This is a genomic window from Mesorhizobium sp. CA8 (genome assembly GCF_020164955.1).
Classification (GTDB): Bacteria; Pseudomonadota; Alphaproteobacteria; order Rhizobiales; family Rhizobiaceae; genus Mesorhizobium.
This window is the reverse complement of the sequence record NZ_JAIUHG010000008.1, coordinates 202,155-226,450: the sequence shown is the minus strand read 5'-3', so window position 1 is coordinate 226,450 and position 24,296 is coordinate 202,155. Positions and strand designations below refer to the sequence as shown.

General features: G+C 64.4%; 25 protein-coding genes. 14 read left to right on the top strand and 11 right to left on the bottom strand.

Annotated features, from left to right (window positions below; translation table 11 throughout):
• Nucleotides 1-66: 66 nt before the first annotated feature.
• Nucleotides 67-660 carry a TetR/AcrR family transcriptional regulator gene (locus LB553_RS12245; RefSeq protein WP_224513490.1) on the bottom strand — a complete coding sequence of 198 codons (594 nt, stop codon included), beginning with the start codon at nt 658-660 and terminating at the stop codon, nt 67-69.
• A 324-nt stretch (nt 661-984) separates the two neighbouring features.
• Here LB553_RS12245 and LB553_RS12240 point away from each other — a divergent pair, with 324 nt between their 5' ends.
• Genes LB553_RS12240 through LB553_RS12230 form a run of 3 tightly spaced genes read left to right on the top strand, consistent with a single transcriptional unit; the run spans nt 985 to nt 4,813 of the window.
• Complete coding sequence (locus tag LB553_RS12240) at nt 985-1,542, top strand: (2Fe-2S)-binding protein (protein WP_224513488.1); 558 nt, start codon at nt 985-987, stop codon at nt 1,540-1,542.
• The gene (locus tag LB553_RS12235) at nt 1,539-2,522 is read left to right on the top strand and encodes an FAD binding domain-containing protein (RefSeq protein WP_224513486.1); all 984 of its coding nucleotides are present in this window, start codon (nt 1,539-1,541) and stop codon (nt 2,520-2,522) included. Before LB553_RS12240 ends, LB553_RS12235 begins: the two co-directional genes overlap by 4 nt.
• Complete coding sequence (locus LB553_RS12230) at nt 2,519-4,813, top strand: xanthine dehydrogenase family protein molybdopterin-binding subunit (RefSeq protein WP_224513484.1); 2,295 nt, start codon at nt 2,519-2,521, stop codon at nt 4,811-4,813. Before LB553_RS12235 ends, LB553_RS12230 begins: the two co-directional genes overlap by 4 nt.
• 205 nt (nt 4,814-5,018) lie before the next feature.
• Here LB553_RS12230 and LB553_RS12225 read toward each other — a convergent pair whose 3' ends face one another.
• Together LB553_RS12225 and LB553_RS12220 are read right to left on the bottom strand one after the other, a co-directional pair.
• Nucleotides 5,019-5,708 carry an outer membrane protein gene (locus tag LB553_RS12225; protein ID WP_224513482.1) on the bottom strand — a complete coding sequence of 230 codons (690 nt, stop codon included), beginning with the start codon at nt 5,706-5,708 and terminating at the stop codon, nt 5,019-5,021.
• A 249-nt stretch (nt 5,709-5,957) separates the two neighbouring features.
• A complete protein-coding gene (locus tag LB553_RS12220) occupies nt 5,958-7,130 on the bottom strand; it encodes a helix-turn-helix transcriptional regulator (RefSeq protein ID WP_224513479.1) in 1,173 nt (390 codons plus the stop codon).
• Nucleotides 7,131-7,390: 260 nt separating this feature from the next.
• Between LB553_RS12220 and LB553_RS12215 the strand changes: the two genes are divergently transcribed.
• Both LB553_RS12215 and LB553_RS30520 read left to right on the top strand, forming a co-directional pair.
• Nucleotides 7,391-8,353 (top strand): AraC family transcriptional regulator, encoded by a 963-nt coding sequence (locus LB553_RS12215; protein ID WP_224513476.1) that lies wholly within the window; start codon nt 7,391-7,393, stop codon nt 8,351-8,353.
• Nucleotides 8,354-8,601: 248 nt separating this feature from the next.
• Nucleotides 8,602-8,736: a hypothetical protein gene (locus tag LB553_RS30520; RefSeq protein WP_263484023.1), complete on the top strand. Its 135-nt coding sequence runs from the start codon at nt 8,602-8,604 to the stop codon at nt 8,734-8,736.
• A gap of 38 nt (nt 8,737-8,774) precedes the next feature.
• Here LB553_RS30520 and LB553_RS12210 read toward each other — a convergent pair whose 3' ends face one another.
• The 5 genes from LB553_RS12210 to LB553_RS12190 form a co-directional block, all read right to left on the bottom strand.
• Nucleotides 8,775-9,533: a slipin family protein gene (locus LB553_RS12210; RefSeq protein WP_224513474.1), complete on the bottom strand. Its 759-nt coding sequence runs from the start codon at nt 9,531-9,533 to the stop codon at nt 8,775-8,777.
• Nucleotides 9,530-10,897 (bottom strand): NfeD family protein, encoded by a 1,368-nt coding sequence (locus tag LB553_RS12205; protein ID WP_224513472.1) that lies wholly within the window; start codon nt 10,895-10,897, stop codon nt 9,530-9,532. Before LB553_RS12205 ends, LB553_RS12210 begins: the two co-directional genes overlap by 4 nt.
• Nucleotides 10,898-11,239: 342 nt before the next feature.
• The gene (locus LB553_RS12200) at nt 11,240-11,545 is read right to left on the bottom strand and encodes a hypothetical protein (protein WP_224513470.1); all 306 of its coding nucleotides are present in this window, start codon (nt 11,543-11,545) and stop codon (nt 11,240-11,242) included.
• Between the two features lie 139 nt (nt 11,546-11,684).
• Complete coding sequence (locus LB553_RS12195; RefSeq protein ID WP_224513469.1) at nt 11,685-11,879, bottom strand: hypothetical protein; 195 nt, start codon at nt 11,877-11,879, stop codon at nt 11,685-11,687.
• A 670-nt stretch (nt 11,880-12,549) separates the two neighbouring features.
• Nucleotides 12,550-13,986 (bottom strand): MFS transporter, encoded by a 1,437-nt coding sequence (locus LB553_RS12190; protein WP_224513468.1) that lies wholly within the window; start codon nt 13,984-13,986, stop codon nt 12,550-12,552.
• Between the two features lie 132 nt (nt 13,987-14,118).
• Here LB553_RS12190 and LB553_RS12185 point away from each other — a divergent pair, with 132 nt between their 5' ends.
• From LB553_RS12185 to LB553_RS12175, 3 genes are all read left to right on the top strand, one after another.
• Nucleotides 14,119-15,048 carry a LysR family transcriptional regulator gene (locus LB553_RS12185; protein ID WP_224513465.1) on the top strand — a complete coding sequence of 310 codons (930 nt, stop codon included), beginning with the start codon at nt 14,119-14,121 and terminating at the stop codon, nt 15,046-15,048.
• Between the two features lie 188 nt (nt 15,049-15,236).
• A complete protein-coding gene (locus tag LB553_RS12180) occupies nt 15,237-15,656 on the top strand; it encodes a hypothetical protein (protein ID WP_224513464.1) in 420 nt (139 codons plus the stop codon).
• Nucleotides 15,657-16,170: 514 nt separating this feature from the next.
• Nucleotides 16,171-16,335, top strand: a complete 165-nt coding sequence (locus LB553_RS12175; protein ID WP_224513462.1) for a hypothetical protein — start codon at nt 16,171-16,173, stop codon at nt 16,333-16,335.
• A gap of 72 nt (nt 16,336-16,407) precedes the next feature.
• Here the strand turns inward: LB553_RS12175 and LB553_RS12170 are convergent, their stop codons facing one another.
• Nucleotides 16,408-17,343, bottom strand: a complete 936-nt coding sequence (locus tag LB553_RS12170) for a hypothetical protein (RefSeq protein WP_224513460.1) — start codon at nt 17,341-17,343, stop codon at nt 16,408-16,410.
• A 215-nt stretch (nt 17,344-17,558) separates the two neighbouring features.
• Between LB553_RS12170 and LB553_RS12165 the strand changes: the two genes are divergently transcribed.
• Both LB553_RS12165 and LB553_RS12160 read left to right on the top strand, forming a co-directional pair.
• The gene (locus tag LB553_RS12165; RefSeq protein WP_224513458.1) at nt 17,559-17,813 is read left to right on the top strand and encodes a hypothetical protein; all 255 of its coding nucleotides are present in this window, start codon (nt 17,559-17,561) and stop codon (nt 17,811-17,813) included.
• Between the two features lie 278 nt (nt 17,814-18,091).
• Nucleotides 18,092-20,071, top strand: a complete 1,980-nt coding sequence (locus LB553_RS12160) for an acyltransferase family protein (protein WP_224513457.1) — start codon at nt 18,092-18,094, stop codon at nt 20,069-20,071.
• Between the two features lie 147 nt (nt 20,072-20,218).
• Here LB553_RS12160 and LB553_RS12155 read toward each other — a convergent pair whose 3' ends face one another.
• Complete coding sequence (locus tag LB553_RS12155) at nt 20,219-20,572, bottom strand: cupin domain-containing protein (protein ID WP_224513456.1); 354 nt, start codon at nt 20,570-20,572, stop codon at nt 20,219-20,221.
• 207 nt (nt 20,573-20,779) lie between these two features.
• Between LB553_RS12155 and LB553_RS12150 the strand changes: the two genes are divergently transcribed.
• The 4 genes from LB553_RS12150 to LB553_RS12135 all read left to right on the top strand — a co-directional run bounded on the left by LB553_RS12150 (nt 20,780) and on the right by LB553_RS12135 (nt 23,421).
• The gene (locus LB553_RS12150) at nt 20,780-21,091 is read left to right on the top strand and encodes a hypothetical protein (RefSeq protein ID WP_224513455.1); all 312 of its coding nucleotides are present in this window, start codon (nt 20,780-20,782) and stop codon (nt 21,089-21,091) included.
• Nucleotides 21,092-21,234: 143 nt separating this feature from the next.
• Entirely contained in the window at nt 21,235-21,555 is a 321-nt protein-coding gene (locus LB553_RS12145; RefSeq protein WP_224513454.1) for a hypothetical protein, read from the top strand.
• A gap of 144 nt (nt 21,556-21,699) precedes the next feature.
• Nucleotides 21,700-22,029: a hypothetical protein gene (locus LB553_RS12140; RefSeq protein ID WP_224513453.1), complete on the top strand. Its 330-nt coding sequence runs from the start codon at nt 21,700-21,702 to the stop codon at nt 22,027-22,029.
• Between the two features lie 111 nt (nt 22,030-22,140).
• A complete protein-coding gene (locus LB553_RS12135) occupies nt 22,141-23,421 on the top strand; it encodes a DUF763 domain-containing protein (protein WP_224513452.1) in 1,281 nt (426 codons plus the stop codon).
• 232 nt (nt 23,422-23,653) lie between these two features.
• Here LB553_RS12135 and LB553_RS12130 read toward each other — a convergent pair whose 3' ends face one another.
• Nucleotides 23,654-24,253 (bottom strand): DUF6456 domain-containing protein, encoded by a 600-nt coding sequence (locus tag LB553_RS12130; RefSeq protein ID WP_224513451.1) that lies wholly within the window; start codon nt 24,251-24,253, stop codon nt 23,654-23,656.
• Nucleotides 24,254-24,296 lie beyond the last annotated feature (43 nt).

Below are 24,296 nucleotides of genomic sequence, written 5' to 3'. Positions count from 1 at the left end.
GGGTGATGCCGACCATGTAGGCCGTGGGTTGGTGAATGCCAGTCGGGGAGCCGTTGGATGGCAGCCTCAACCCCTCGCCCCGAAGCGCAACCCGTCCATCAGCAGCTTCACCAGACGCCCCGACCGCTCGCGCCAGTCGGGCGTGTTCGGCGCCGAGTAGATGCCGCCCAGCGCATGCATCACATCGGAGGCGTCGACGTCGGCGCGGATTTTGCCCGAGGCGGCTGCGGCCTCGATCAGGCCTCGCATCGCGCCTGAGACACGACCGGACGTGTCGGAGAACAGCGTCGAATTCGTGGTAAGCAGAATCCGCAAGCTGGTGGCGAGGCCGCGTTTGGTGGCGATGTAGTGGACGAAGCGCTGCATCCAGAGTTCGAGCGCGACATCGGCCGGATGCAGCTGAGCCAGTTCCCCGGCGGCGTGGCAGAGCCCTTCCACCTCACGGCGGTAAACCACCTCGACCAGATGCTCGCGGGTCGGGAAATGGCGGTAGAGCGTACCGATGCCGACCCCTGCCCGCCTGGCGATCTCCTCCAGCGAAGCGTCGACGCCGTCGCTCGCAAACATCTGTGCCGCCACCTCGACAAGCTTGTCGCGGTTGCGCTGCGCATCGGCGCGCAGCGGCCTTTGCACTGGCGCGTCTCGCGTCGCTTCAGTCATTTCCTGCCCGGGCACCTTTTTCTCCACCAAAGCAATATGGGGGGGTTGAACCATGGCTGGCCAGACCCCAGTTAAATAAACGGAGGGACCTCCGCTTTAGTGGAGCGCCTTTATCATATAACCAGGGAAGCGGCGTGTCACGTGGAGAAGGATTGGAAGCGCACCCTGGCCGCTGGAGCAGGGCGCGGGAGCTGCCAATCTCCCCTCTTGCGGGGGAGATCAGGCTCTCCGCCGACGGCGCCCTCGTCAAACGTTTGCCCTTGCCCCTCCCCCGCCAAGTCCCATTTCCATCCCTAGCGTCCAGCAATCGGAGCCCGACGCCCCATGACCAGCCAGATCATCATCGACCCTCCCGAAGACGGCCACTTCAGGAACGGTCTTGCCGCCAACGGTTCAACCCCTAGCCCCACTACGCTTTCTCTCCACCTCACCATCAACGGCCAGACCCACGCGCTCGACATCGAGCCGCGCGTGACGCTGCTCGACGCGCTACGCGAGCGGCTCCACCTCACCGGCACCAAGAAAGGCTGCGACCAGGGCCAGTGCGGCGCCTGCACAGTGCATGTCGACGGTGAACGGGTACTCGCCTGCCTGACCATGGCCGCGCAGGTCGAGGGCCGCTCGATCACCACCATCGAGGGGCTCGCTGACGAGGACGGCACGCTGCACGCCGTGCAGGCCGCCTTCCTCGAACACGACGCCTTCCAGTGCGGTTATTGCACGCCGGGGCAGATCATGTCGGCGGTAGCCTGCATCCGCGAGGGCCATGCCGGCTCAGACGAGGAGATCCGCGAATACATGGCTGGCAATCTTTGTCGCTGCGGCGCCTATCCGAACATCGTCGCCGCCGTCCGCCAGGCCGCACAGGAGCTGCGCTCATGAGAGATTTTTCCTACTTCCGCGCCGACAATATAGAGGCCGCCCGCAACGCGGCCGCCCTTCCCGGCGCCATGCTGCTGGCCGGCGGCACGACACTGGTCGACCTCGCCAAATGCGGCGTCGCGGAACCCGCCACCGTCATCGACATCAGCCATATCGAAGGGCTCAACGCCATCGATGCGAGCGCCGACCGCGCTTTGATCGGCGCGCTGGCGAAGATGAGCCATGTCGCCGACAATGCCGAGGTGAAGAGCTTCTTCCCCGCCGTCTCGGAAGCGCTCTGGCAGGCGGCGTCGGCGCAGCTGCGCAACATGGCGACGATCGGCGGCAACCTGATGCAGCGCACGCGCTGTCCCTATTTCCGTGATCCCGCCAACTTCCCGGCCTGCAACAAGCGCGAGCCGGGCAGCGGCTGCTCGGCGATCGGCGGCGTGACGCGCGGCCATGCCGTGCTTGGCGTGAGCGAGGCCTGCATCGCTACCTATCCTGGCGATCTCGCCGTAGCGCTCGTCGCCTTCGACGCCGAGGTCGATCTCGGCGAGCGCAAGCTCAAAGTCGAAGACTTCTTCCTGGCTCCTGGCGCGACAGCCGAGCAGGAGCACGACATCCGTCCGGGGGAGGTGATCACGGCAATCGAGATTCCCGGCTCGGCCGCAGCCAGACGCTCGACCTACATGAAGGTGCGCGACCGCCAGTCCTATGAATTCGCCGCGGCCAGCGCCGCGGTCGGGCTGGAGCTCGAAGGCGATGGCCGCACCATCCGCGACATCCGCGTCGCGCTCGGCGGCGTCGCGACGAAGCCGTGGCGGGCGCGCGCCGTCGAGGACGCGCTGAAGGGCAAAGCGCTCGACGAAGCGACGATCCGCGAGGCGAGCGAGCTCGCCATGGAAGGCGCGGTCGACCATGGCGCCAACCACTACAAGATCGCATTGGCGCCGCGCGTGATCGCGCGCGCCATCCTCAAATTGGGAGAAACGGCATGACCGTTCATGACATGAAACACGCCGCGTCCGACAGCGCGCGCCTCGAAGCGGTCGGCGGACGCCTGTCGCGCGTCGACGGCCCGGCCAAGATCACGGGCGCAGCGAAATATGCCTTCGAGCAGCAGCTCGAGGGGCTGACGCATGCGGTGCTGGTCGGCGCAACGATTGCCGCCGGCAAGGTGACGGCGATCGACGCCCGCGCGGCCGAGACCGCGCCCGGCGTGCTCGCCGTGCTGACGCCCTACACCATCATGGAATTGAGGGGCGCATCGGACTGGCTCGGCAACCCGCCGTCGCAGCCGACCTATGCGCCGCTCGTGCGCGAGGTCACCTTTTCCGGCCAGCATGTCGCGGCGGTGGTGGCCGAGACATTCGAGCAGGCGGTCGCCGCCGCGGCGCTGGTCAAGGTGTGGTATGACGAGACGCCGGCCATCGTCGACCTGAGCGACGGCAAGGCGGGCGACGGCATCCCGATCGACGCCATGACCAAGGAATGGGGCGACGCTGAAGCCGCCTTCGCCGAAGCGCCTGTGCGCATCTGCGCGGCCTACAACACGCCGCGCGAATTCCAAGCCGCGATGGAGCCGCATGGGCTGATCGCGCGCTGGGAAGGCGACGAGCTGACCATCTGGGAACCCAGCCAGTGGCTGGACGGCATGGCGCGCACCTATGCCGAGTGGTTTTCGATCCCGTTCGAGAATGTGCGGCTGGTCTCGCCCTATATCGGCGGCGGCTTCGGTTCCAAGGCGCTGGCCCTGGCGCACAGCGCGGTGGCGGCGGCTGCCGCCAAGATGCTCGACCGGCCGGTGAAGCTGGTGCTCAACCGCCCGCAGAATTTTACGTCTTATGGCGGCCGCGCCGCGACGCGTCAGACCGTTGCGATCGGCGCCGAAAGGGATGGCAAGATCCAGTCCATCGTGCACCGCGGCGTCAACGAGACGGCTGTGGACGGCATGTGGGTCGAGCCGCTCGGTTCCGTCACCTCGATCATGTATGCCACGCCCAACTTCTCCTCGAAGCAGAATGTGGTGCGGGTGAACACGGTGGTGCCGGGGGCAAAGCGCGCGCCGGGCGAGAACCCGAGCGCTTTCGGCATCGAATGCGCCATCGACGAGCTCGCCCATGAGCTTGGGCTGGATCCGCTGGAGATCCGGCTAATCAACTATGCCGAACGGGATCCGCATGCGAGGAAGGCGTGGTCGACGCGCCAGTTGCGCGAAGCCTTTGCCGCCGGAGCCGAGGCCTTCGGCTGGGCGAAGCGCTCGCCCGCGCCGCGCTCGATGCGCGACGGCCATCAGTTCATCGGCTGGGGCGTTGCCGCCGGCACCTATCCGGTGCGGCGCGCCCATGGCGAGGCGGTGGTGAAGATACTCGCCGACGGTTCGGTCGTGGTCGAAAGCTCCTCCATCGACATGGGCCAGGGCACCTACACGATCCTGGCGCAGACCGCCGCCGAAACGCTCGGCGTGCCGGTGGAGAATGTCACTGTGAAGCTCGGCGACTCGCATTTCGCCCGCGCCGGCGTTACCGGCGGCTCACGGCTTGCCGGCGTCATGACCGGCGCTGTCCATAAGGCGGCCGGCCAAGCGCTGGACGAGCTGATCGGGCTGGCGCTCTCCGACCCGCGCTCGCCCTTCCAGAAGCTGCAGGCGAATACGCTCGTCGTGCGGGACGGCCGCATCGCATCGCCACGCGGCGAAGGACCGGACTTGTCGATCGGCGAACTCATGAGCGCCGTCGGCCGCGACCACATCGAGACCAAGGGCGACACGCTGCCGGCCAGCACGACGCCGGAGGAGCGCTACAAGAACTACACCACGGTAGCCATGTCGATCCCGCACACCGAGGGCGACTATTCGCGCTATTCCTGGTGCGCGCATTTCGTCGAGGTTCGCGTCGACGAGGATTTCGGGACGGTGCGCGTGTCGCGCGTGGTGTCGGCGCTCGATTCCGGCCGGCTCTATAACCCCAAGCTGGCGGAGAGCCAGTGGAAGGGCGGCATCATCATGGGCATCGGCCAGGCGCTGCTGGAGGAAGGTATCGTCGACCGCCGCCACGGCCGCATCGTCAACGGCAATTTCGCGGACTACATGCTGCCTACCAACGCCGACATTCCCGACATCCAGACCATATCGGTCGGCATCCCCGACCCGCACTCCTCCGCCCTTGGGGGCAAGGGCGTGGGCGAACTGGCAATCGTCGGCATCGCGCCGGCGATTGCCAACGCTGTCTTCCACGCGACGGGAAAAAGAGTGCGCGATCTGCCGATCACGCTGGAGAAATTGATCTGAGGCGAGATTGGCAGCTTCGGCGCCGCCAATTCCACCTCACTTCGTATTGATCACAGAAGGGGCCGGCAGGTGTCGATGGTCGCGCCGACGAGCTCACCGGCCGAGCGCGCGTCGTCATCTTCTCGGCCCGCGCCGCGGGCGGGAATGCGTTACGGGCACAAGCAAGACCCCGGCGCGAGGCCGGGGTTTTGTTCGGTCTGTCAGATCAGAACTTGTAGCTGAGGCCGACCCGCAGATCGTGCGTCTTGAGATCGATGTTCGCAACCGTGCCAGGACCGAACAGCGGCACCGAGATATCCTTTTTGCCGAAGTCGGAGTAGCGATATTCGACGCGAGCGATCCACCTATCGGTGAAAGCGTGCTCGATGCCGGCTCCAACCGTCCAGCCAAGATGGGTTTCGTCGTGGATCGGTATTGAACCGCTGGTGGCGATCACAGTCATTTCATACTTGGCCGCCGCCACGCCTGCGGTGATGTAAGGCAAGGTCCGATCGAACGCATAGCCGGCCCTCAGCCGCGCCGACCCCGACCACTTGAGTTCGGTCTTGAGCAACGCACCGGCACCGGTGAAGGTCCCCACCCCATCCACATTGCTGTAAGCAACGTCCGCCTCGGCGCCGAGCACGAAGCGGTTCGCCATTTCCTGATCGAAGCCGATATGGATGCCGCCAATGAACCCATCCGGGTCGAGGGGCGCGTTAACGTCGGCACCCCCAAGGCCAGCGTCGGCGATGAAGAGATTGGACTTTCCGGCGACATAGCCGAAGTGAGCGCCAGCATAGAGGCCGGACCAGTCGTAGTCGGCGGCAACGGGCAAGGTTTCATTGATGTCCGCCGCCGACGCGATGCCGACAGGCGCCAGAATGAAGGCTGTGGCGAGAAGAACCGTTTTCACTGTTTGCTACCCCAATGTTGCTTCCCCAGCCGCGAAATGCTCGGCGGCGATCCGGGTGTCGTCGAGGTTTTGCATTGTTCGCCAGCGGCGTCTTGGGCTGAGCCGCACCTGAATTGTCCTGGAGAGCGCCGCAACGCTTTCCCGGTCAGTGTGGCCATACAGCCTCAGTCGATTGCCGTCTGGACGCGGCGTTTGGGTGTGAGTCTACCTGGCACCGCCCAGCGCGACGAGGAATTCGGCGCGGCCAGCTCAGCGGCGAGCGGCAGCCTGATCAGTCACGAAAGGCATGCCTATGCCCGAAATCAGTTTGACGAGATCGGCTTGGCGCCTCGTGCCGGTCTTGGCGAATATCCGGTTGAGATGGGTCTTCAACGTGTTTTCACTGATGCCGAGCAACGAGGCGCTCCTGGACGCGGGCAATCCGCTACCGATCCGCAGGAGGACCCGGACCTCCGCGGGAGTAAGATCGAATAGCGTCGTGAGAACGGCCTCCGGCAGCGGAGAAGAGGACGTCGTGGTCGATACGAAGACGGCAGCGCAGGCGGGCCGGAAAGCAGCGCGCGCGGTTCCTTCGGTCAGCGGCAACACATAGGCTACGGCGGGTGGTTGACCCGGCGCTGAAACGGGCAGCCCTATGCCGCGAGAGCCAAGCGAAGCATCTGCGCCGGCAGCACTGGCTAATGCTTCCGCCAAAGCGCGGGCGACCACCGGGTTCTGCGGTTGGAGCAAGCCCTTCCTGGAAAGAATGGGACCCTGCCCGGAAAACATCCGGTCGGCAGCCCCATTCGCATAGAGGATTGCTCCGTCGGCGCCGGCAAAAACGATAGGCACGGCGAGGTGGTCGAGCGCTTCGCGATAGAAATTGGCGGTAATTCGGGTCTGATCGAGCAGATCTCCAATCAGGGAAGCGCGGCGCAGATGTGGCGAGAGCGATGCCAGGAACCGCTGCTCTTCAACGGTTATGATACCCCTGTTGGCACGCGTGGTGCAGCCCATGAGCCCAATCCGGTCCGGCGTGTGAACGAATTTGGTGATGCAAGCCTCGCGCAATCCCTGCGGTCCGGCCCAATTCTGGAAGAACGGCGTTTGCTGGAGCTCGGCCTCGCTCATATGCGACAGCGTCGCAACAGGCGTGTCAATGTCGCCAACGACCGCGGCCTTCAATCCGGGAATTTCGTCAAAATCATAATCCTCCTGGAGCGCGCGCATTTGCACCGGATCCCAAGCTGATTGAGCCGCGAAACGGCCCTGATTGTCAGCGGTGCTGGCCAGCGCGACAGTGGTATAGGCAGCGTCGACAGCTTCGGTGACACGGGTCATCACTCCGGTCCAGCCTTCCGGATTCAAGACGCAATCATAAATTTCACCGATAATCGAATAAAGTACTTCGCTGCCCAGCCTCTCCACCACGCCCCCTGACATGCCCTGCCCCGCATGAGGGATGAGCGAAAAAAGATGAATACAGCAACAAATTGACAGCCGCCCGGCGCAAAAAAACGCCGATCCCGTCTGGAAGGATTTCGCGACGTCATACTTTGGGGTGACGCCACGCGTGGTTAAACTCGATTAAGGGTCTAATGCGATCGGTCGAACGCCGAGCGATCAATGTCGCTTGTTATTCCCGGATTGGAAAGCATCGCGTTCGACAATTTTTTGAAGCTGTAGTTTTTCGAGGTGTTCGATTGTCGCGAAAGACGGTGTTTTCATCGGCTCAGTTGCCCTCGCATCTCAATGAACGCGATCGATTTTCCCTCTGGCAGGACATCCATGTCGCGGAGATATGGTCGGTTGAATACGGCATATCCGCAGACCTGCCTTTCGAGGCAGCGATCGAAGCCACGGCTGTCGGATCACTGGTTCTCGGCCAGATGTCCGGAACGATCAGGCATGCAACGAGGAAAGCAAGCAACATTGCCGACGACGGCAACGACGGATATCTCCTGCTGATCAACAAGGCCGACACCGTTTTGAGCGGGGCGCAGGTCGGCCGCGAGTACGGCGTCGGCAAGGGAGAAGCGGTCCTGGTCACGGCATCGGAAGCACTGAAAATGGTCGGTGCCGACCGGAATATGTGGGCGAACGTGGTGGTCCCACGCGCCGTCCTCAAACAGGCCTTCCCACGGATCGATGACAGGCTGGCCTTGAAGATCGGCGCCGACAACGAAGCTCTCGATCTTCTCAAACGCTATTGCCAACTTCTTGAAACTGGCCGCCCCCTCGTCTCGGCCGATCTAATAACACATGCAACGGAAACGATTGTCGATTTGATCGGCCTGGTCACCGGCGCAAAAGGTCAGGCCGCCGAAATGGCGGGCCTGCGCGGCCTGCGAGCGGCTAGGTTGCGGGCAATCTTGGCGAAGATCGCAGACAATTTCGCCGACCCCGGCATCTCTGCACAAGGCGTCGCAAAAGAACTCCGCCTGTCGACGCGCTATATTCACGACATCCTCCAGGAGACGGGTATCAGCTTCTCCGAGCGTGTGCTCGAGCTGCGCTTGCAAAGCGCACATAAGATGCTCGCCCAAAGACACAATGACGACACGCGGGTCAGCGAAATTGCGATGATGAGCGGATTCAGCGACGTGTCCTACTTCAATCGCTGCTTCCGCCGTCGCTTCGGCTACACGCCGACGAGCGCCAGATAGATGCGGACGGCTCCGGCAATGGCCAGGCGACGCGATTCCCGTTCCCTCTGCGCCGAGGCAATAGGCGACGCTGACGCGATCGATGATACAGAACCACCAAGACGCGCAGAAAGTCCATGGCACTTCTCTCCAGTCCAATTCCGGAGCTTCGCCTCCGCCGGCAACGCCGCGGACGGAACTCGACCGCTATCACCGCGTTTTAGGGCTCCACGAAATGGAGAAGGACATGGCAAGCGGAGCTGCTGGCGATGCTGCGCGGCAGGGGCGAGGTGACGGTTTCGGCCGACAAATACGGCACGGCGAGCTTTCCGCTGAAAGGCTCGGGCTGCGATCGGCAAGGTGCTGGCAGAATGCGCAAGGGTTCCGGCGGCGAGGCTGATTGACTCTGCGGCCGAAGGAAGAGACCGGCAGCGTCAATGCCTCACTTGCCCTGCCCCTTCATGAACTGCCCGAGCAGTTCCACCGGCAGCGGAAATACCACCGTGGACGAGCGCTCGCCGGCGATGTCGTGCAGGGCCTCGAAATAGCGCAACTGCATGGCTTGCGGCTCGGCCGCAAGCATGCGGCCGGCCTCGACCAGCTTCGCCGCCGCCTGCTGCTCGCCGTCGGCGTTGATCACCTTGGCGCGGCGCAGCCGCTCGGCCTCGGCCTGCTTTGCGATGGCGCGGATCATGCTCTCGTTCAGGTCGACATGCTTGATCTCGACATTGGAGACCTTGATGCCCCAGGCATCGGTGCGCTGGTCGAGGATCTCCTGGATGTCGCTGTTGAGTTTGTCGCGTTCGGCCAGCATCTCGTCGAGCTCGTGCTTGCCGAGCACCGAGCGCAGCGTGGTCTGCGCCAGCTGGTTGGTGGCGGCCATGAAATCCTCGACCTGGATGATTGCCCGCTCGGCGTCGACGATGCGGAAATAGAGCACGGCGTTGACCTTGACCGAGACATTGTCGCGCGAGATGACATCTTGCGGGGGCACGTCCTGCACCACCACGCGTAGGTCGACCCGCACCATCTGCTGGACGAAAGGGATGAGGATGATGAGGCCGGGGCCCTTGACCCCGGTAAAGCGGCCGAGCGTGAAGACCACGCCTCGTTCATATTCCCTCAGGATGCGGATGGCCGCCGACAGGAAGATGATCACCAGCAGCGCAACGATGAGATAGGCCACGTAACCGACCATCATTTTACTCCGTTGTTGCTCGCATCGCGACGCCGCACGGTCAGCACCAGATCGCTGACGTCGGTCACCTCAACGCTGTCGCCGGGTGCGACGGGTTCGTCGGCTCTCGCCCGCCAACGCTCGCCCAAAGCCAGCACATGGCCCTCGCCGTCCTGCCAGTCGACGATCTCGACGGGCAGGCCGCGCATCGCCTCGCCGCCGACGCGCGGCGGGTTCCTGCGCGCCGCCCAGACATAGGTTCCGGTGAGCAGCGCCAGCCCGAGCGTCAGCACGGCGGCGGGGCCGATGACCGCCCACGACACGGCAAAGCCCGGCCCTTCGACCCTGAGCAGCATGGCCGAGCCGAGCAGGAAAGCGGCGACGCCGCCCAGCCCCAGCACCACGGTGGGGTTGAAGGCCTCGATGATCAGGAAGGCGATGCCGAGCAGCATCAGCGCCAGGCCGGTATAGTTGATCGGCAAGAGGTTGAGCGCATAGAGCCCGAGCACCAGGCAGATGGTGCCAATGACGCCAGGCGCCACGGCGCCGGGGCTGGCGAACTCGAAGACAAGGCCATAGACGCCGACCAGCATCAGGATGACGGCGGTGTTCGGGTCGGTGATGACGGAGAGCAGCCGTATGAACCAGCCAGGCTCCAGCGTCTCGACCGGTAGCCCTTTTGTCGCCAGCACCTTCTTGGCGCCAGCGACATCGACGGTGCGCCCGTCGGCAAGCTGCAGCAACTCTGTAGTGTCGCGGGCGACGAAATCGATGACATGCTCCTGCAGGGCGGCGTTGGCCGACAAGCTTGCTGCCTCGCGCACCGCCTTCTCGCCCCAGTCGCCGTTGCGGCCGCGCATCTCGGCGAGCGAGCGGATGAGCGCGACCGCGTCATTGGTCACCTTGGCCATCATCTCGTCGCCGGCCGGCCGGTCGGTGACGCCCTTCTGGTTCTTGTCCTTGTCGCCGCCTGGAAGCGACGGCAGCCCGCCTATCTCGACCGGCGTCGCCGCGCCCAGATTGGTGCCCGGCGCCATCGCCGCGACATGGGTGGCGTAAAGGATGTATGTGCCGGCGCTCGCCGCATGGCCGCCGGCCGGCGCGACATAGCCGATAACGGGCACGGGCGAGGCCAGGATGTCGGCGATCATCTCGCGCATCGAGGTGACCAGGCCGCCCGGCGTGTTGAGCTGAAGAATGAGCACTTCGGCGTTGCGTTCAGCAGCAGTGTCGAGCGCCTCCTCGAGCTGCCTGGTGCTCGCCGGCCCTATAGCGCCGTCAATAGCAACCCTCAGTGCGATCTTCCCGCCCTCGGTCGAGGAGACGGAAGAAACGGCAGCCGCTGCCACCAGGGCAGCGGCGAGAAGGGCCACCCGCGCGAAGGTCACGCTCAAAGCTCCATGGCCTCAAATATGGGTTGTGTCGTGCCGAAGTCCAATGGGCGTCGAAGGGCACCCTGCGCCGAACGGCGGCGCTGCGGTTGCGCGCCATGAATGCCGTTTACGAGACCATCAGGGTGCGCGAGACGACCAGGGAGCGCGGCGCCACCATCCTGATCCCGACCGGCCTGGTTGACAGCCTCACCCGGCGGCAGCCCGGGTTCAGGCCGGCGTACTTAAAAGCGCGGCCTAGGTAGAGGGACCACGGTGCCTCCAAGGCATGAAAAATCCGGTCCGGCTCGAGCGTCATGGCGCATGTGCAGGACCGGATTTTTTATGACAGATGGTGTCTCAATAGTCGGAGCTACCCTCGACGACCACCGGCCGATGATGATGCCGGTGAATGGAACTCGTAACGACGACCGTGTCGCGGCGGTGATGGCGGTGACGCCAGCCGCGCTCGCCATTGTCATAGAAGGCGACGGTGCCGTGATGGCGATGGTGCAGACGATGGCCCTCGTCATTTATAACGACTGCCGGCCGATGGTGATAATGATGCCTGTGATGTGTCCTGATGACGACATCGGCCTCGGCCGCCGAAGCGACGGCGGGTGCGGCGACGCAGAGCGCCAAGGCAGCGAGAAGCACTGTTTTCATTGCTTTAATCCTAATTCCTGCAGCATCCCTTCGCCGGGGTAAACCGCTGCCTGTCGCTTTGGTTCCAGCACGATCTGCGCTTGGAACCGGCGCGGAGCGTGAGCGGCGGCAGCCAGTCGAACTCCGCCGAGAGCCGAGCTCAACTTTCGCGTCGGCGACAAAGCGCCAGATAGCTGAGGTAGGTCCTAGCTGCGGCATCGCAGGCGCGCCGCCCCGGGCCGTTCGCCTCGATCATCGTCTTGGCGAGCCGGTGGGACAGGCCGTATTTGCGGGCGAAGAACACCGTCTCATATGGCTGGTCTTCCAGATCGTCCACGGGTTTATCGAGGCTCATAACAGCTCCAGTTCAGTGCGCGAAACATCAGCGCGCTGGCAATGCGAGGCCGTTGTTTTGGTTGCTGCACACGGGCTTCTTTTCTGCCGTTTGCGACTTCAGTCCGACCAGGCTTTCAGACCCTCGCCTGACCGGCGGAACGAAGGCTTTCGGCGCTCGTTTGCCGACGTGGGGTTTCAGCACGGCAACAGGAGCATCGACATGAATGACGACAGAAACAGTGTTCTGGAGGCACGCTGGCTGCTTGCCGTGCCGGCCTCGATGCTGCTTACCGTGCTCATAGCCGGCTTCCTGCTTGGGTAGGCGGCTGATGAACCGCCTGCCTTTTCTTGCCGCCGACTTCCTGTCACCTCCGTCCAACTTCTATGCCATGCTTGCCGCGATGGCTGCGTCCACGCCGCGCGAGACGCGCAACGACCTGGCCGCTTGAGCATGCCTAGCCACAGGAAATCACGTCAAAGCCAACGCAGTTGGACAGAGGCCGAGCGCCGGGTGGCCAGCGTTGCCAGGCACGATGAGTGAGGCCGGTGCCGCAGAGGCGGGGTTCGTTGGGGTAGCTGAGGCACCGGCCGAAGGCGGAATGGGCACCGCCGGCTGGCGAGAATAGGGCTCCCACATCGAGCCGGAATTGCGTGATCGCGGAAGCACCTGATCTTCCGTTAGCGCGAGACTACGCGCTGCGCCCTCTCCGCCAACCACCAGCTACCGCAATAACCGTTGCGACCAGCACCAGTCCCGCGGCGATGACGAAGGTGAACTCCATACCGTGCGCGACGGCGGCCGGCGCCGCCGCCGCGACATTCCCTGTCCCCATGGCGAAGGCGAACAGGGCGCCCATCACCGCCGTGCCGGTGACGAGGCCGAGATTGCGCGAGAGGCTCAGCATGCCTGACACCACGCCGCGCTCGCTCCTGTCGACATCGGCCATGACGGCGGTGTTGTTGGCCGCTTGGAAGAGTTGATAGCCGGGCGTGAGCAGGATGATCGCCGCCGCATAGCCGGCAACGCCGAAGAGGCCTGGCAATGCGGCGAGCGCGACGCAGCCGGCGACCATCACGATCAGGCCGGCAACGACCATCGCCGCCGCGCCGAGGCGGTCGACGACGCGCCCGGCAATGACGCCGCACAATGCCGAGACGACCGGGCCGATCGATAGAACAGCGCCCGTCGTCGCGGCGCCGAGGCCCAGCGCGCGCGACAGGAAGAACGGACCGACGATCAGCGTGGCCATCATCACCGTCGAGACCAGCGCGTTCATGGCGAGGCCTGGCGCCAGCACCGGATCGCGTAACAGTGCGAGCTTGACCAGCGGCGACGCCACCCTGGCCTCGGCGACAATGAACAGCGCCGCGCCAACAATTGCCCCGCCGAGCAGCGCCACGTTCAGGCCGCCGAAATGGCCGCGCCCCATGGTCATGGACAACGCGTAAGCGGCAAGCGTGGCGGCGAACAGCAGCGTGCCAAGCGTATCGAAGCGGCCCCTCGCCTCCCCATGAAAGGCTCGCATCGCTGTTGCTTCGCCCGCTGGCAGGAAGCGCCAGGCGGCAAGCAGCGCAACGGCGCCGAGCCCGGCACTGACCAGGAAGATCGAGCGCCAGCCAAGCGCGGCGACCAGCACGCCGCCGAGCGAAGGCCCGAGCGCCGTGCCGATCGCCGACATGGTCCCGAGCAGACCCATGGCGCTGCCGGTGCGCTCCTTCGGCACCGTCTCGCCGACGAAAGCGATCGTCAGCGCCATCATCACGGCAGCGCCCAGGCCTTGCACAGCGCGCGCGGCGATCAGCAGCGCCAGCGACGGCGCGAGTGATGCGGCAAACGAGGCGGCGCTGAACAGCGCGAGGCCGGCGATGAGCAGCGGCCTGCGGCCGACCAGATCGCCGAGGCGCCCGACGCTGACGATGAGCATCGTGATGGCGAGCAGATAGGCGAGCACTACCCATTGCACCGCCGCAAACGACGCGGCGAGGGCCACGCTCAGCGTCGGCAGCGCGACATTGGCGATGCTGGTGCCGAGCGAGGAGACGAGCATGGCAAGCGACAGGCTGGCCAACGCGCCCGCCGTCGAATGGCGCAGGCGCGCGGCGCGGGTTTCAGCAATGTCGGCCATGATTTCTTCTCCGTTGGTTGAACTTGCCGGGAAGATAAGCGTGGGCGTGACATGGCGGAACGCGCAGCATTTGCACTTGAATAGTGCATCAGACGCCATGTCGCTTTGGCGGATCCGTGCTATGGTTTCGCCATGTCGGGACCCGATCTCAACCTGCTCGCCACTCTGGATGTGCTGCTTGCCGAAGGCAGCGTCGCCCGAGCCGCGCGACGCCTGAAACTCAGCCCTTCGGCGATGAGCCGGGCTCTGGCGAGGCTGCGCACGGCGACCGGCGATCCGCTTCTGGTGCGCGCCGGGCGCGGCCTGGTGCCGACGCCGCGCGCCGTCGAGCTCGGCGCTGAGGTCGGGCGACTAGTGAGGGAGGCGGAAGCGGTGCTGCGGCCCGCCGAGCGGCTCGACCTTGCGCGGCTTGACCGCAGCTTCACGCTCCGCAACAGCGACGGTTTCGTCGAGAATTTCGGCCCGGCGCTGCTGGCCCGTGTGGCCGAGGAAGCGCCGGGCGTGCAATTGCGCTTCGTGCCCAAGCCCGACAAGGACAGCGGCCCGATGCGCGAGGGCGCGGTCGATCTGGAGACCGGCGTGGTCGGCGGTTCGACGGGCCCGGAGGTGCGCGCGCAGGCGCTGTTCCGCGACCGCTTCGTCGGCGTCGTGCGCGCCGGCCATCCGTTAAGCGAAGGCCGTATCACCGCCGCCCGCTTCGCCGCCGCCCGGCACATACTGATCTCTCGCCGCGGCCTCGACCGCGGCCCGGTAGACGACGCCTTGGAGCTCGCCGGACTGACGCGAAAGGTTGCGACCGTGGTCGGCGGCTTTGCCGAAGCGCTGGCATTGGCGCGCGGCTCCGACCTCATCGCCACCGTGCCGGAGCGCTATACCGGCACCCTGCGCGACGGGCTGTTCACCTTCACGCTGCCGGTAAAGCTCGCCGCGCTGACCATCTCGCTCTTGTGGCATCCGAGGCTCGAGGTCGATCCGGCGCATCGCTGGCTGCGCGGGCTGGTGAAAGAGGTGTGTCGCCTTCCCTTTCCGCCACTTCACCGGGACGAGAAACCCATGCCCTGAAAAGCCGGCGCCGGAAATGTGTTCGAATGCGAGAAGCAGGTAGCGTCGAACGGCAGTGCTATCTCGTTGGCGCATTTCGCGACAATTGCCCTGGACAACAGGTTTCCTGCCAGCCTGCAACGGAACCGGCCTGCGCGGCTACGGGATGCTGCGCGAGAAGCGAAACGGCGGGCGCCCTGGAAACGGGCATGAAAACCTATCGCGTCGAGGAGATAAACGGCGAAGCCGTCGTCGCGGTCCATTCGATAGAAGCCAAGACACCTTTCGAGGCGGCTGAGAAGGCGCTTGGCCAGAAAGTCACCTTGCGCGCCGGCGCCGACAGATGGGTGCGTGTGGTCGATCTTACCGAGCGGCCGCGGCCGGTGAGGCTCAGGCCCGCGATTTTCGAATTCAAGGCGGTCGGACAAGGAAATAGCGACCGCTTTTGCTCCGTGGCGCTTAGGCGCCGGCGGCGCCCATCAGCGCTGCAACCAAGGTCGCCAGAAAGACAAGCAGCCCCAATGGGACCCGATCCAGCCATGACCGCCGTCTGGCAAGAACTTCGAACAACCAATTGGTCATCGCAACTTCCCCCATTCGCTGGCGACATTCTATCACATCTTTCATGAGCGGATCACAGATGCGCCGGATGCCGCTTTCAAGGACCCCGTCGTCGCCAGGCGCCGGTGCTGCGCTGCCGAATTACACCCAAAAAAAGTCGAGGCCGAAGAGGCAGGCCGGCCGGCGAAAAATCAGCTTGTTCAAGCGGATAAGCCTATGTGTACGGCGCGGCCTGCGGCCATCGGAAAGGCCCGGAATTCCGCCATTCAGAGCTTCTCGGCGGGGCTCTGGCATGGCTGCAAACGCATGCTTCGGGCACCAAAAGACGACTAAAAAGGCGCTCCCAAGCGGTTGCCGGCAGCGTTGACAGGACACCGCCCGAATGGCAATCCGCAACCGCTGGTCACGCCATGACCGTTGCTGTTGGGGACGGACGGGGTTTCAGCAGCTTGGCGGCGGCGCCGGACGGGCGGGCACCTTCGAAGTGTGCCGCCCGCTCCTGGCCGGGCAACGTTTCCAGCTTATAAGAACAGCTCGCTTAAACAAATCGAGCCTGCTTTTGCGTTCTGAAATTCTCAGAACGTGAAGCCGGAGGACGGCAAGGCCGCAGTCACCGCCGAAAGCCTGTCACGTCTGGCCAGCGTCGGTTTGCAATATGGCTTCTTCATCGGCTGTCTCGACCCGGTCGAAGGCAAGATCAGGACAGCAACTATGCTCCGCGTGCTCCACGTCAAGCGACGAGAGTGAGGCGACCAGCCATCAAGCGGAAGAAATTTGACTGGCGAGCCGATCGGCGCATCAGCCAGCTAAGGCGAAGCGTCAGCCGGCGTGCCGCAGCCATTGGCGGTCGAACACGTCAAGGATGGCGCGGAACTCGGCCGGCGGGATCTGGCCGACGTCGCCTTCGCCGTCGGCTCCCAGGAACCGGCCGACCAGCCGGTCGACAGTTTCCGGATGCTCTATCGCTGTGCCGAGCGCCGCCAGGTCGGCTGCGATCGACCCCTGCGGAAGCAGATATCCTCCCCATGCTGGGGCGCCAGGCACCGGATCGCGCAGGCGCACCATGAGGATCCTGGTGAACGAGGGCTGCGCCTCCGGGCCGATGATGGCTGTGCCACACATATAGCCGCCGAGCACGCTACCCGGCTGTGACTGGGGGAACAGGCTGAAGAAGAACTGGGCGTCGCCGCCGACCTCCCTGACATGGACATACAGGCCGCGCTTCGCGGGCGTCACGGGGCCGCCCAGAACGAGCTGGCCGGTCGGCAAGGCCTCGCGGTAATGGGCGGTGAGGCCGTGCACGCCCGGTCCCGCTTCGATCGACAGGCTACCCTTGATAAGCTGACCGCGATAGTAGGGCGACCAGGCGCGCGAATAGCAGGCATAGCTTCCGATCAGCGCGATGCTCTGGGCGCGGTCGTCATGCGCAGAGGCTGCCTCGAACTGCTGCGCGGCGAGCCGTTCGAGCGCGCCCCGGTCCTTACCGTGACGGGCGCAGACGGTGGCGGTGAAGCTCGGCAGATCGCTTTCAGCGATCCACACGCCCGGCTGCTCCAGCTGCAGCAGCTTTGCCCAGTCCTCGTAGACGCTGAGCTCGCGCGGATGAGCCCGACCCTGCAGCCACTTGTCGGCGCGGCCGATATCGAATGCCGTTCTGGGATTGACGGCGCGGAACGCCGCCGCGAGATCTTTTCGGGTCACCGTCCCCAGCAAAGCCGAAGTCAGCCTTAATTTTTGCGCGATGTGCTGCGCCATGCCACAAACCCCTCGGCGCCTTTCGCCGCCAGAGCGTCTCGGCGCGTGGCGGGAATAGACGAATTGCCCACGATTCATTCAGCACGCCGGCAAACATCTCCGTTGCCGTATGCTTATTTCCATTTCCTAATATCACAGGAAATCCAGAGAATTCCACAGCCTTCCACGCACGCCGTCTTTGCGACCTGGCGACCGGCGCTAGGGTCCGCATCGGGATGAATACGTTCGGGATGAATACAGGGGAGATCATGAAACTCGTTTTATCCGCGCTCCTCGTTGCGGTTGCGCTGTCGCAAGCCGCCGAGGCCAAAACAAAAAAACCGCTGACCGAGACAAAGACCTGCAACGAGAAAAGTCGGCCGCTGCTCGATAAGACGGCCACCGGGGGCATCGTGCCCTCGGCGCCCCTGACATCGAAGAACGCCGATCCGGGCCAAGCCTATCCGCAGCCGCTGGACCTTCACTTCTAGAGCAATTCGGGGAACTGCGCTCGGCGGTCAACCGCATAAGACAAAGTAGCCGTTCCGGTGGCCCTTTAGGTTGTTCACCATACGGGGATTGTCGGGTAACGGCCGGAGGGCGGAACCAACAGCCTGAGAGCCGGGCTCGGCCGGCGCCGGCCCAGCCATCCGCGGCCATCCTCCCCTTATGTTGCACTGCGTTAGATTTGTTGCATTGCGATATGAGCCCGCAGGCGCAAGTTTTCCCCCAGGCGGGATACGAACGAACGTTGCGAGGTTCGTGTTTCGTGTCAGCATCGGCGCAGGATTTCCGACCCGACATAGAAGGGTTACGGGCGCTGGCCGTGGCGGGCGTGGTCGCCTTCCATTTCGGCCTGACCGCGCTGCCCGGCGGCTTTGCCGGGGTCGACATCTTCTTCGTCATCTCGGGCTATCTGATCACCCGCCATCTCGTCGCCGAAATCTCCGAAACCGGCCGGCTTGACCTGTTGCGTTTTTATGCCCGGCGCGCGCGGCGGCTGCTGCCAGCGGCGCTTTTCGTCATCGCCGCAACGCTTGCCGCGGGCGCGATCATCCTGTCGCCGGAGGAGCAGGCACTCTATTCCAAGGGCGCGATGTTCGCCTCCGCTTATATGATCAATCTGTGGCTTATCCGCTGGTCGTTCGACTATTTCGCCAATGACGCCACGAGCAATCCGTTCATCCACTATTGGTCGCTGTCGGTCGAGGAGCAATTCTATCTGGCCTGGCCGGCGCTGCTGATGCTGGCCGCCTGGGTGAAGCCCGGCAAGCGCGCCATCATGGTCGCGATCTCCGCTACTGGCCTCGCTTCCTTTGTTCTCTGCGCCTGGGTGACGAGCGTATCGCAGCCCTGGGCCTTCTACTTTTCGCCGCTGCGCGCATGGGAATTTCCCGCCGGCGGCCTCGCATCGATGGTGCCCGCGCGGCTGTTGCACGAACGCCCGCGGCTGGGGCGGGCGTTGAGCCTGACCGGACTGGCGATGATCGGGGTCGCTTATCTCACCTTCAGCGAGGACGCTCCCTTCCCCGGCTTTCTGGCGCTTCTGCCTGTGGTCGGTACGGTCCTTCTGCTCAAGGCGGGAGCGGCCGGCGCCAGGGACGGCACTCCTCGTTTGCGCAATTCCAAACGGAACTGCGTGAACGCCGCCCTGGCGCTGCCGCCTTTGCAATGGATCGGCAGGCTCTCCTATTCGCTCTATCTCTGGCATTGGCCGGTCATTGTCTATGCCGGCATGCTGGCGCCGGAGCTGACACCCGCCGAGCGGCTCTACTGCCTTGCGCTGACCCTCGCGCTGTCCATCCTCAGCTATCACCTCATCGAGAACCCGATCCGTCGCAGCGGCTGGCTGATGGCCGATGCGGCGCGGGCGCTGGTGCCGGCCCTCCTCCTGACCGGCACCGGCGTCGCAGCCGCTTACGGCAATGCGAGGCTCGCCGTGCACGACCTCGATCCGGAGCAGCGCATCATCGCGGCGAGTGCCGCGGAACCTTCCACGACCCGCGCCAGGGCGGGCTGCGTGCAGGACTATGAGACGGTGACGCCGACCCCTTGTGTGTTCGGCGACGGCAGGCGCACTATCGCCCTGTTCGGCGATTCCCACGCCGACCACTGGTCGACGCCGCTGATCGAGGCGGGCCGGAAAAACGGTTACCGGGTGGTGACCTGGCTGAAGAATTCCTGCCGCGCCTCGCGCATCAGCGTCTGGTCATCCGAGCTCAAGCGCGCCTACTCGGAATGCGACCGCTGGCGCGAGCAGGCGATCAAGGAGATCATTGGGGCAAGGCCGGCGCTGGTGGTCATCTCGGAGCTGGCGCTGACCAGCGGACGCAAGATGGCGGGCGGCGGAGGCGGAGGCGATACGGACAGCCAGGACGCCGACTGGCGGGCCGGCCTGCGCTCCACGCTCACCAGCCTGAGCCAGGCCGGCCTCAAGGTCGCCTTCATCCGCGACGTGCCGTTCAACAACGCGAATGTCGACACCTGCGTGGCGCGGGCGCTTTGGCGGAACGAAAGGCCCTCGCGCTGCGACCAGACGCGGGCCTATGCCGCCAACGACAAGATGGCCAGGTTGGAACGCGAGATCGTAACCAGCGTCCCCAACGCGTCCTATGTCGACCTCACCGACCGCTTCTGCAGCGCTACCACCTGCCACGTCTTCATCGACGGCAAGCTCGCCTTCCGCGACCAGCACCATATGGCGACGCCCTTCGCGAAATCGTTGAGCCGGAGGTGGAAAAAAGGGTGATTTCGAAAGTGGGGCGGTAGCGGCGCCCACTCCTTCGTCATGCTTGACCCGAGGATGAGGACCGGAGGGGCGTCGGCGCTTCACGCGCGGCGACCCCCTCTGTCGCCTTCGGCGACATCTCCCCCTCGAGGGGGGAGATTACCAGCCTCAGCCCACCACAACGACAAAGTGCTTCGTCACCGGCTCGAGGATCTTCCACGTCCCTTTGAAATCGGCCTCTACCACGAAAGCATCGCCGGGGCCGACCTCGACCGGCTCGCCGCCATCGGGCGTGATGATGATGCGGCCGGCGATCATGTGGACGAATTCATAGTCGGTGTAGGTGGCGTGATAGGTGCCGGGCGAGGCGCGCCAGGTGCCGGACATCACTTTGCCATCCTCGGTGGTGTGCTGGACCGCCGTCTGCATGGTGGGGGAACCCTCGACCGCGATCCAGCCCGGCAGATCGCCGCCATCGGCATGCTCGACAGCGCCGAACTTGAGAATGGTCTTCTTTGTCATGGAGGGCTCCTGTGGTTCGCCGGAATTGGCTTGCGACGGCATAGCCGATAACGGCAGGCCTTGCATGGTGCGATGCGACAAAGCGCGACGCCCTCTCTCCTTGAGGCCCCTCGAGGGGAGATAGCCCAGCGCATTTTCCTCGGAACACGGCCACCTCGAAACCGTTTAGCTTGTGAAGGGGCGTCCTCGAAACTCAAGGAGGCAGCGATGAAAAAGCTTCTGCTTGCTTCGATGATCGCCATCGCCTCGGCGTTCGCGATCGCGCCGGCCAGCGCCGGCGGCGTGCAACTCGGCATCGGCGTCGGTCCAAGCTATGACGACGACTATTATGGCGGATACTACCCTCACCGCTATTACCGGCACATCTATGATGACGACGACTACTATGCCCCCGATCGTGAGCGTTATGTGGTTCGCTATCATAGCCGGTATTATCGCGATAATTGCCGGGTCAAGATCGTGAAGCACTGGCGCCATCACCACCGCGTCATTGAAAAAATCCGCATTTGCGAGCGCTGATTAGTGCCCGCAATTTGCTGATCTCCACCGCGAGGGGAGATGACGACCCGCCCATCGCCAGCGGTGGGCGGGCGAATATTAGCGATTCGGAACATACGCTGCCTCCCGGGCGTTTATGGGGTGATCAACCCAGGGAGGCAGTCATGAAAAAGCTCCTGCTCGCTTCCGTTATAGCCATCGCGTCGGCGTCCGCCGTAATCGGCCCGGCCAACGCCGGACGCTTCGAATTCGGGATCGGCATCGGCGACGGCTATTATGATGACGATTATGAGGATTACGGACCGTCCTACGGTGACAGTGACCGGTACATCTATCAGCCGTACTATCACCAATATTACAGCTACAGGCCGCACTACTACCGGAATTACTATTTCCGGCAGCACAGGCGTTGCCAAGTCGAATATGTCAGACACTGGCGTCATCACCACCGGGTCTACGAGGCGATCCGCGTCTGCAGATATTGAGCTCGCTGGCAACGGCGGACTGGCTTTTTAGCCGCTTTTGCGACCCACCTCGAGGGCGACCACGCGCGGCGAATATTAGTGATCGGGAACATACGCTTGCTGCGGCGCGTTTATTTGGTAATTGGCCTTCAGGAGGAGGTTGCCATGAGAAAACTGTTACTTGTTTCGGCGATTGCCATCGCCTCCGCCGCAGCCACAGTCGCGCCTGCGGATGCACAGTTCTTCGGTCCGTTCGGCGGCTTCAGCCCGTTCTTCGGTGGTCCCTTTTACGGCGGCGGCCCGTTCTTCGATTACGGCGGCCGCTATTACGGCCCGCGTTACTATGATGACTATTATCCCGGCTACGTGGTCCGCTATCCGCACTACCGGTACCATCGGTATTACAGACATTACTACGTCTATCCCCACCGGTACCACCATAGGCATCATTACCGGCACCACAGGCATCACCACGGGCATTATTACCGGTATTAGCGGGCGGCCGGCGGACTGGCTGATCTCCTCCCAGTGGGGGAGATCGCTTCGGCGCCTTGCAAATTCCCGCCAAAATGCCATCTAACTCTCCGGCATCCACGGAGAAAATCTTTGACGCAGCGAAGCGGCAGCGCCGACCTGCCGCTGCATGGCGGGCGGGTCCCGAAATGGCTGGGCGAGCGGATGACGAAGCTCGGCGCGGTGCTGTGCGAGGCGATCATCCATCATTACGGCCGGGACGAGTTGCTCAGGCGCCTGGCGCATCCCTTCTGGTTCCAGTCCTTCGGCGCCGTGATGGGCATGGACTGGCATTCCTCCGGCATCACCACCTCGGTCATCGGCGCGCTGAAGCGCGGGCTCAATCCGCTCAGCAACGAGCTCGGCATCCATGTCTGCGGCGGACGCGGCGCGCATTCGCGCAAGACGCCGGGCGAGCTGCTGGCGATCGGCGATCGCGTCGGCCTGGACGGCGATGCCCTGGCCACCGCCAGCCGCCTCGTCGCCAAAGTCGACAGCGCCGCCGTACAGGACGGCTACGACCTTTACCTGCACGGCTTCATCGTCGCCGATGACGGGCACTGGGTGGTGGTGCAGCAAGGCATGAACGGCGACGCCCGACAGGCGCGCCGCTACCACTGGCTGTCGGAAGGGCTCAAAAGCTTCGTCGACCAGCCGCATGCGGCGATCGAGGGCGAGACCCAGGGCGAGATCGTCAATCTCACCGACCGGCGCGCGGAAAAAGCCCGCGGCGGCCAGGTCGAGCTTCTGAAGACCATGAGCCCGGAGAAGATCCTGACCGAGCTCGCGGCGCTGGAGCCGCAACCCGAACCCGAGCCCGCCGCGCAGCCGCTGCTCCCCAACCTCGTCATGCCCGCGCATCACGATGTGCGCGAAAGCGACGTCGTCATGCGCCGCCTGCACGGCAACATCGCGTCGGCCGTAGAAAGCGGCCCGAAGGATTTTCCCGAACTGCTGCTGGTCCCCGGCGTCGGCCCGCGCACGGTGCGGGCTCTGGCCATGGTGTCGGAAGTGGTGCACGGCGCCCCCTACCGCTTCTCCGACCCGGCGCGCTTCTCCCTCGCCCATGGCGGCAAGGACCGCCACCCCTTCCCCGTGCCGCTAAAAGTCTATGACGAGACGATCACCGTGCTGAAATCGGCGGTGGGAAAGGCAAAGCTCGGACGCGGCGAGGAGTTGGAAGCGCTGAGGCGGCTGGACGGCGAGTCACGGCGGATGGAACGCTATGTGACGGGGCCGAGCTTGAAGGAGATCGTGGCCGGCGAGATGGACCAGTCGCATTTGCTGGGCGGGCGGAGTGTATTTGGGTGGGAGCCGCCGCCTGAGGGTGGCGAGGGGCCAACCTCCAAAACTCACACCGGACTTCGCAAATAACGTCGAAGGTCAGCGCCGCCCCTCATTGCCCTGCCGGGCATTTTTTCCCGTGAACGGGGAGAAAGTAGCCGTCGCCGGCGTCGCGCCTCTCCTTCGCCCCGTTTACGGTGAGAAGGTGCCCGAAGGCGGATGAGGGGCAGCGCCATGCCTCTGCAAGTTCGCGTCAGCCACCTCACACTGTGATTCACTTTGCTGTGCCAAGCTCTTGATTTGGCCGCGTCCTTGCCGCCCCCTACCCAACCTTCTTCCCCATCATCATCCCGTAATGCACCGCCAGCAGGTCCAGTCCCACCTTCAGCAGCTTCACAACCACATCGCGCCCCTCGCCGCTGCGTTCGGCGATGGCCTTAACCGACTGGCCTTCAAGGCAGATTTTGCGCACCACCTCCGCCACCTCCCAGTGGGCGAGCGCCGCCGCGGCATGGGCATACGCCCGGCCGGCTGAGAGCACCCGGTCTGGGACGCTACCGCCGATCCGGCCGCTATCGACGCGCTCGCTCCAGGATTGCGGCTGCAGGCCCTCGCGCTGGCTGCGCTCGAAATCGTCGCGGAAGCGTTGGCCGGCCTCGCGCTGTTGGCGCGTCAGCGAGGTGATGCCGGTGAGCGGATCGACATTGCGCAAGCGCACGACGCCGACGGTGGAGGTGTAGCCGCCGTTCGACACCTCGTAGATGCGGCGCGCCTCAGCAGTGCCCGGGGTGAGGCGCTGGCGGCCGAAGCCGTCAGGCTTCAGCGCGAAGTCGTGGCCAATCTCGCGGCGGATGCGCACCTGCTCTGCCTCGCCCTTGGGGAGTTTTGGGGGCTGGGGTTTTTTGACGGCTTTGCGGGGCATGGCGGATCCTTCAGTGAGATGGCATTGAAAAAGGTTGGTGGGA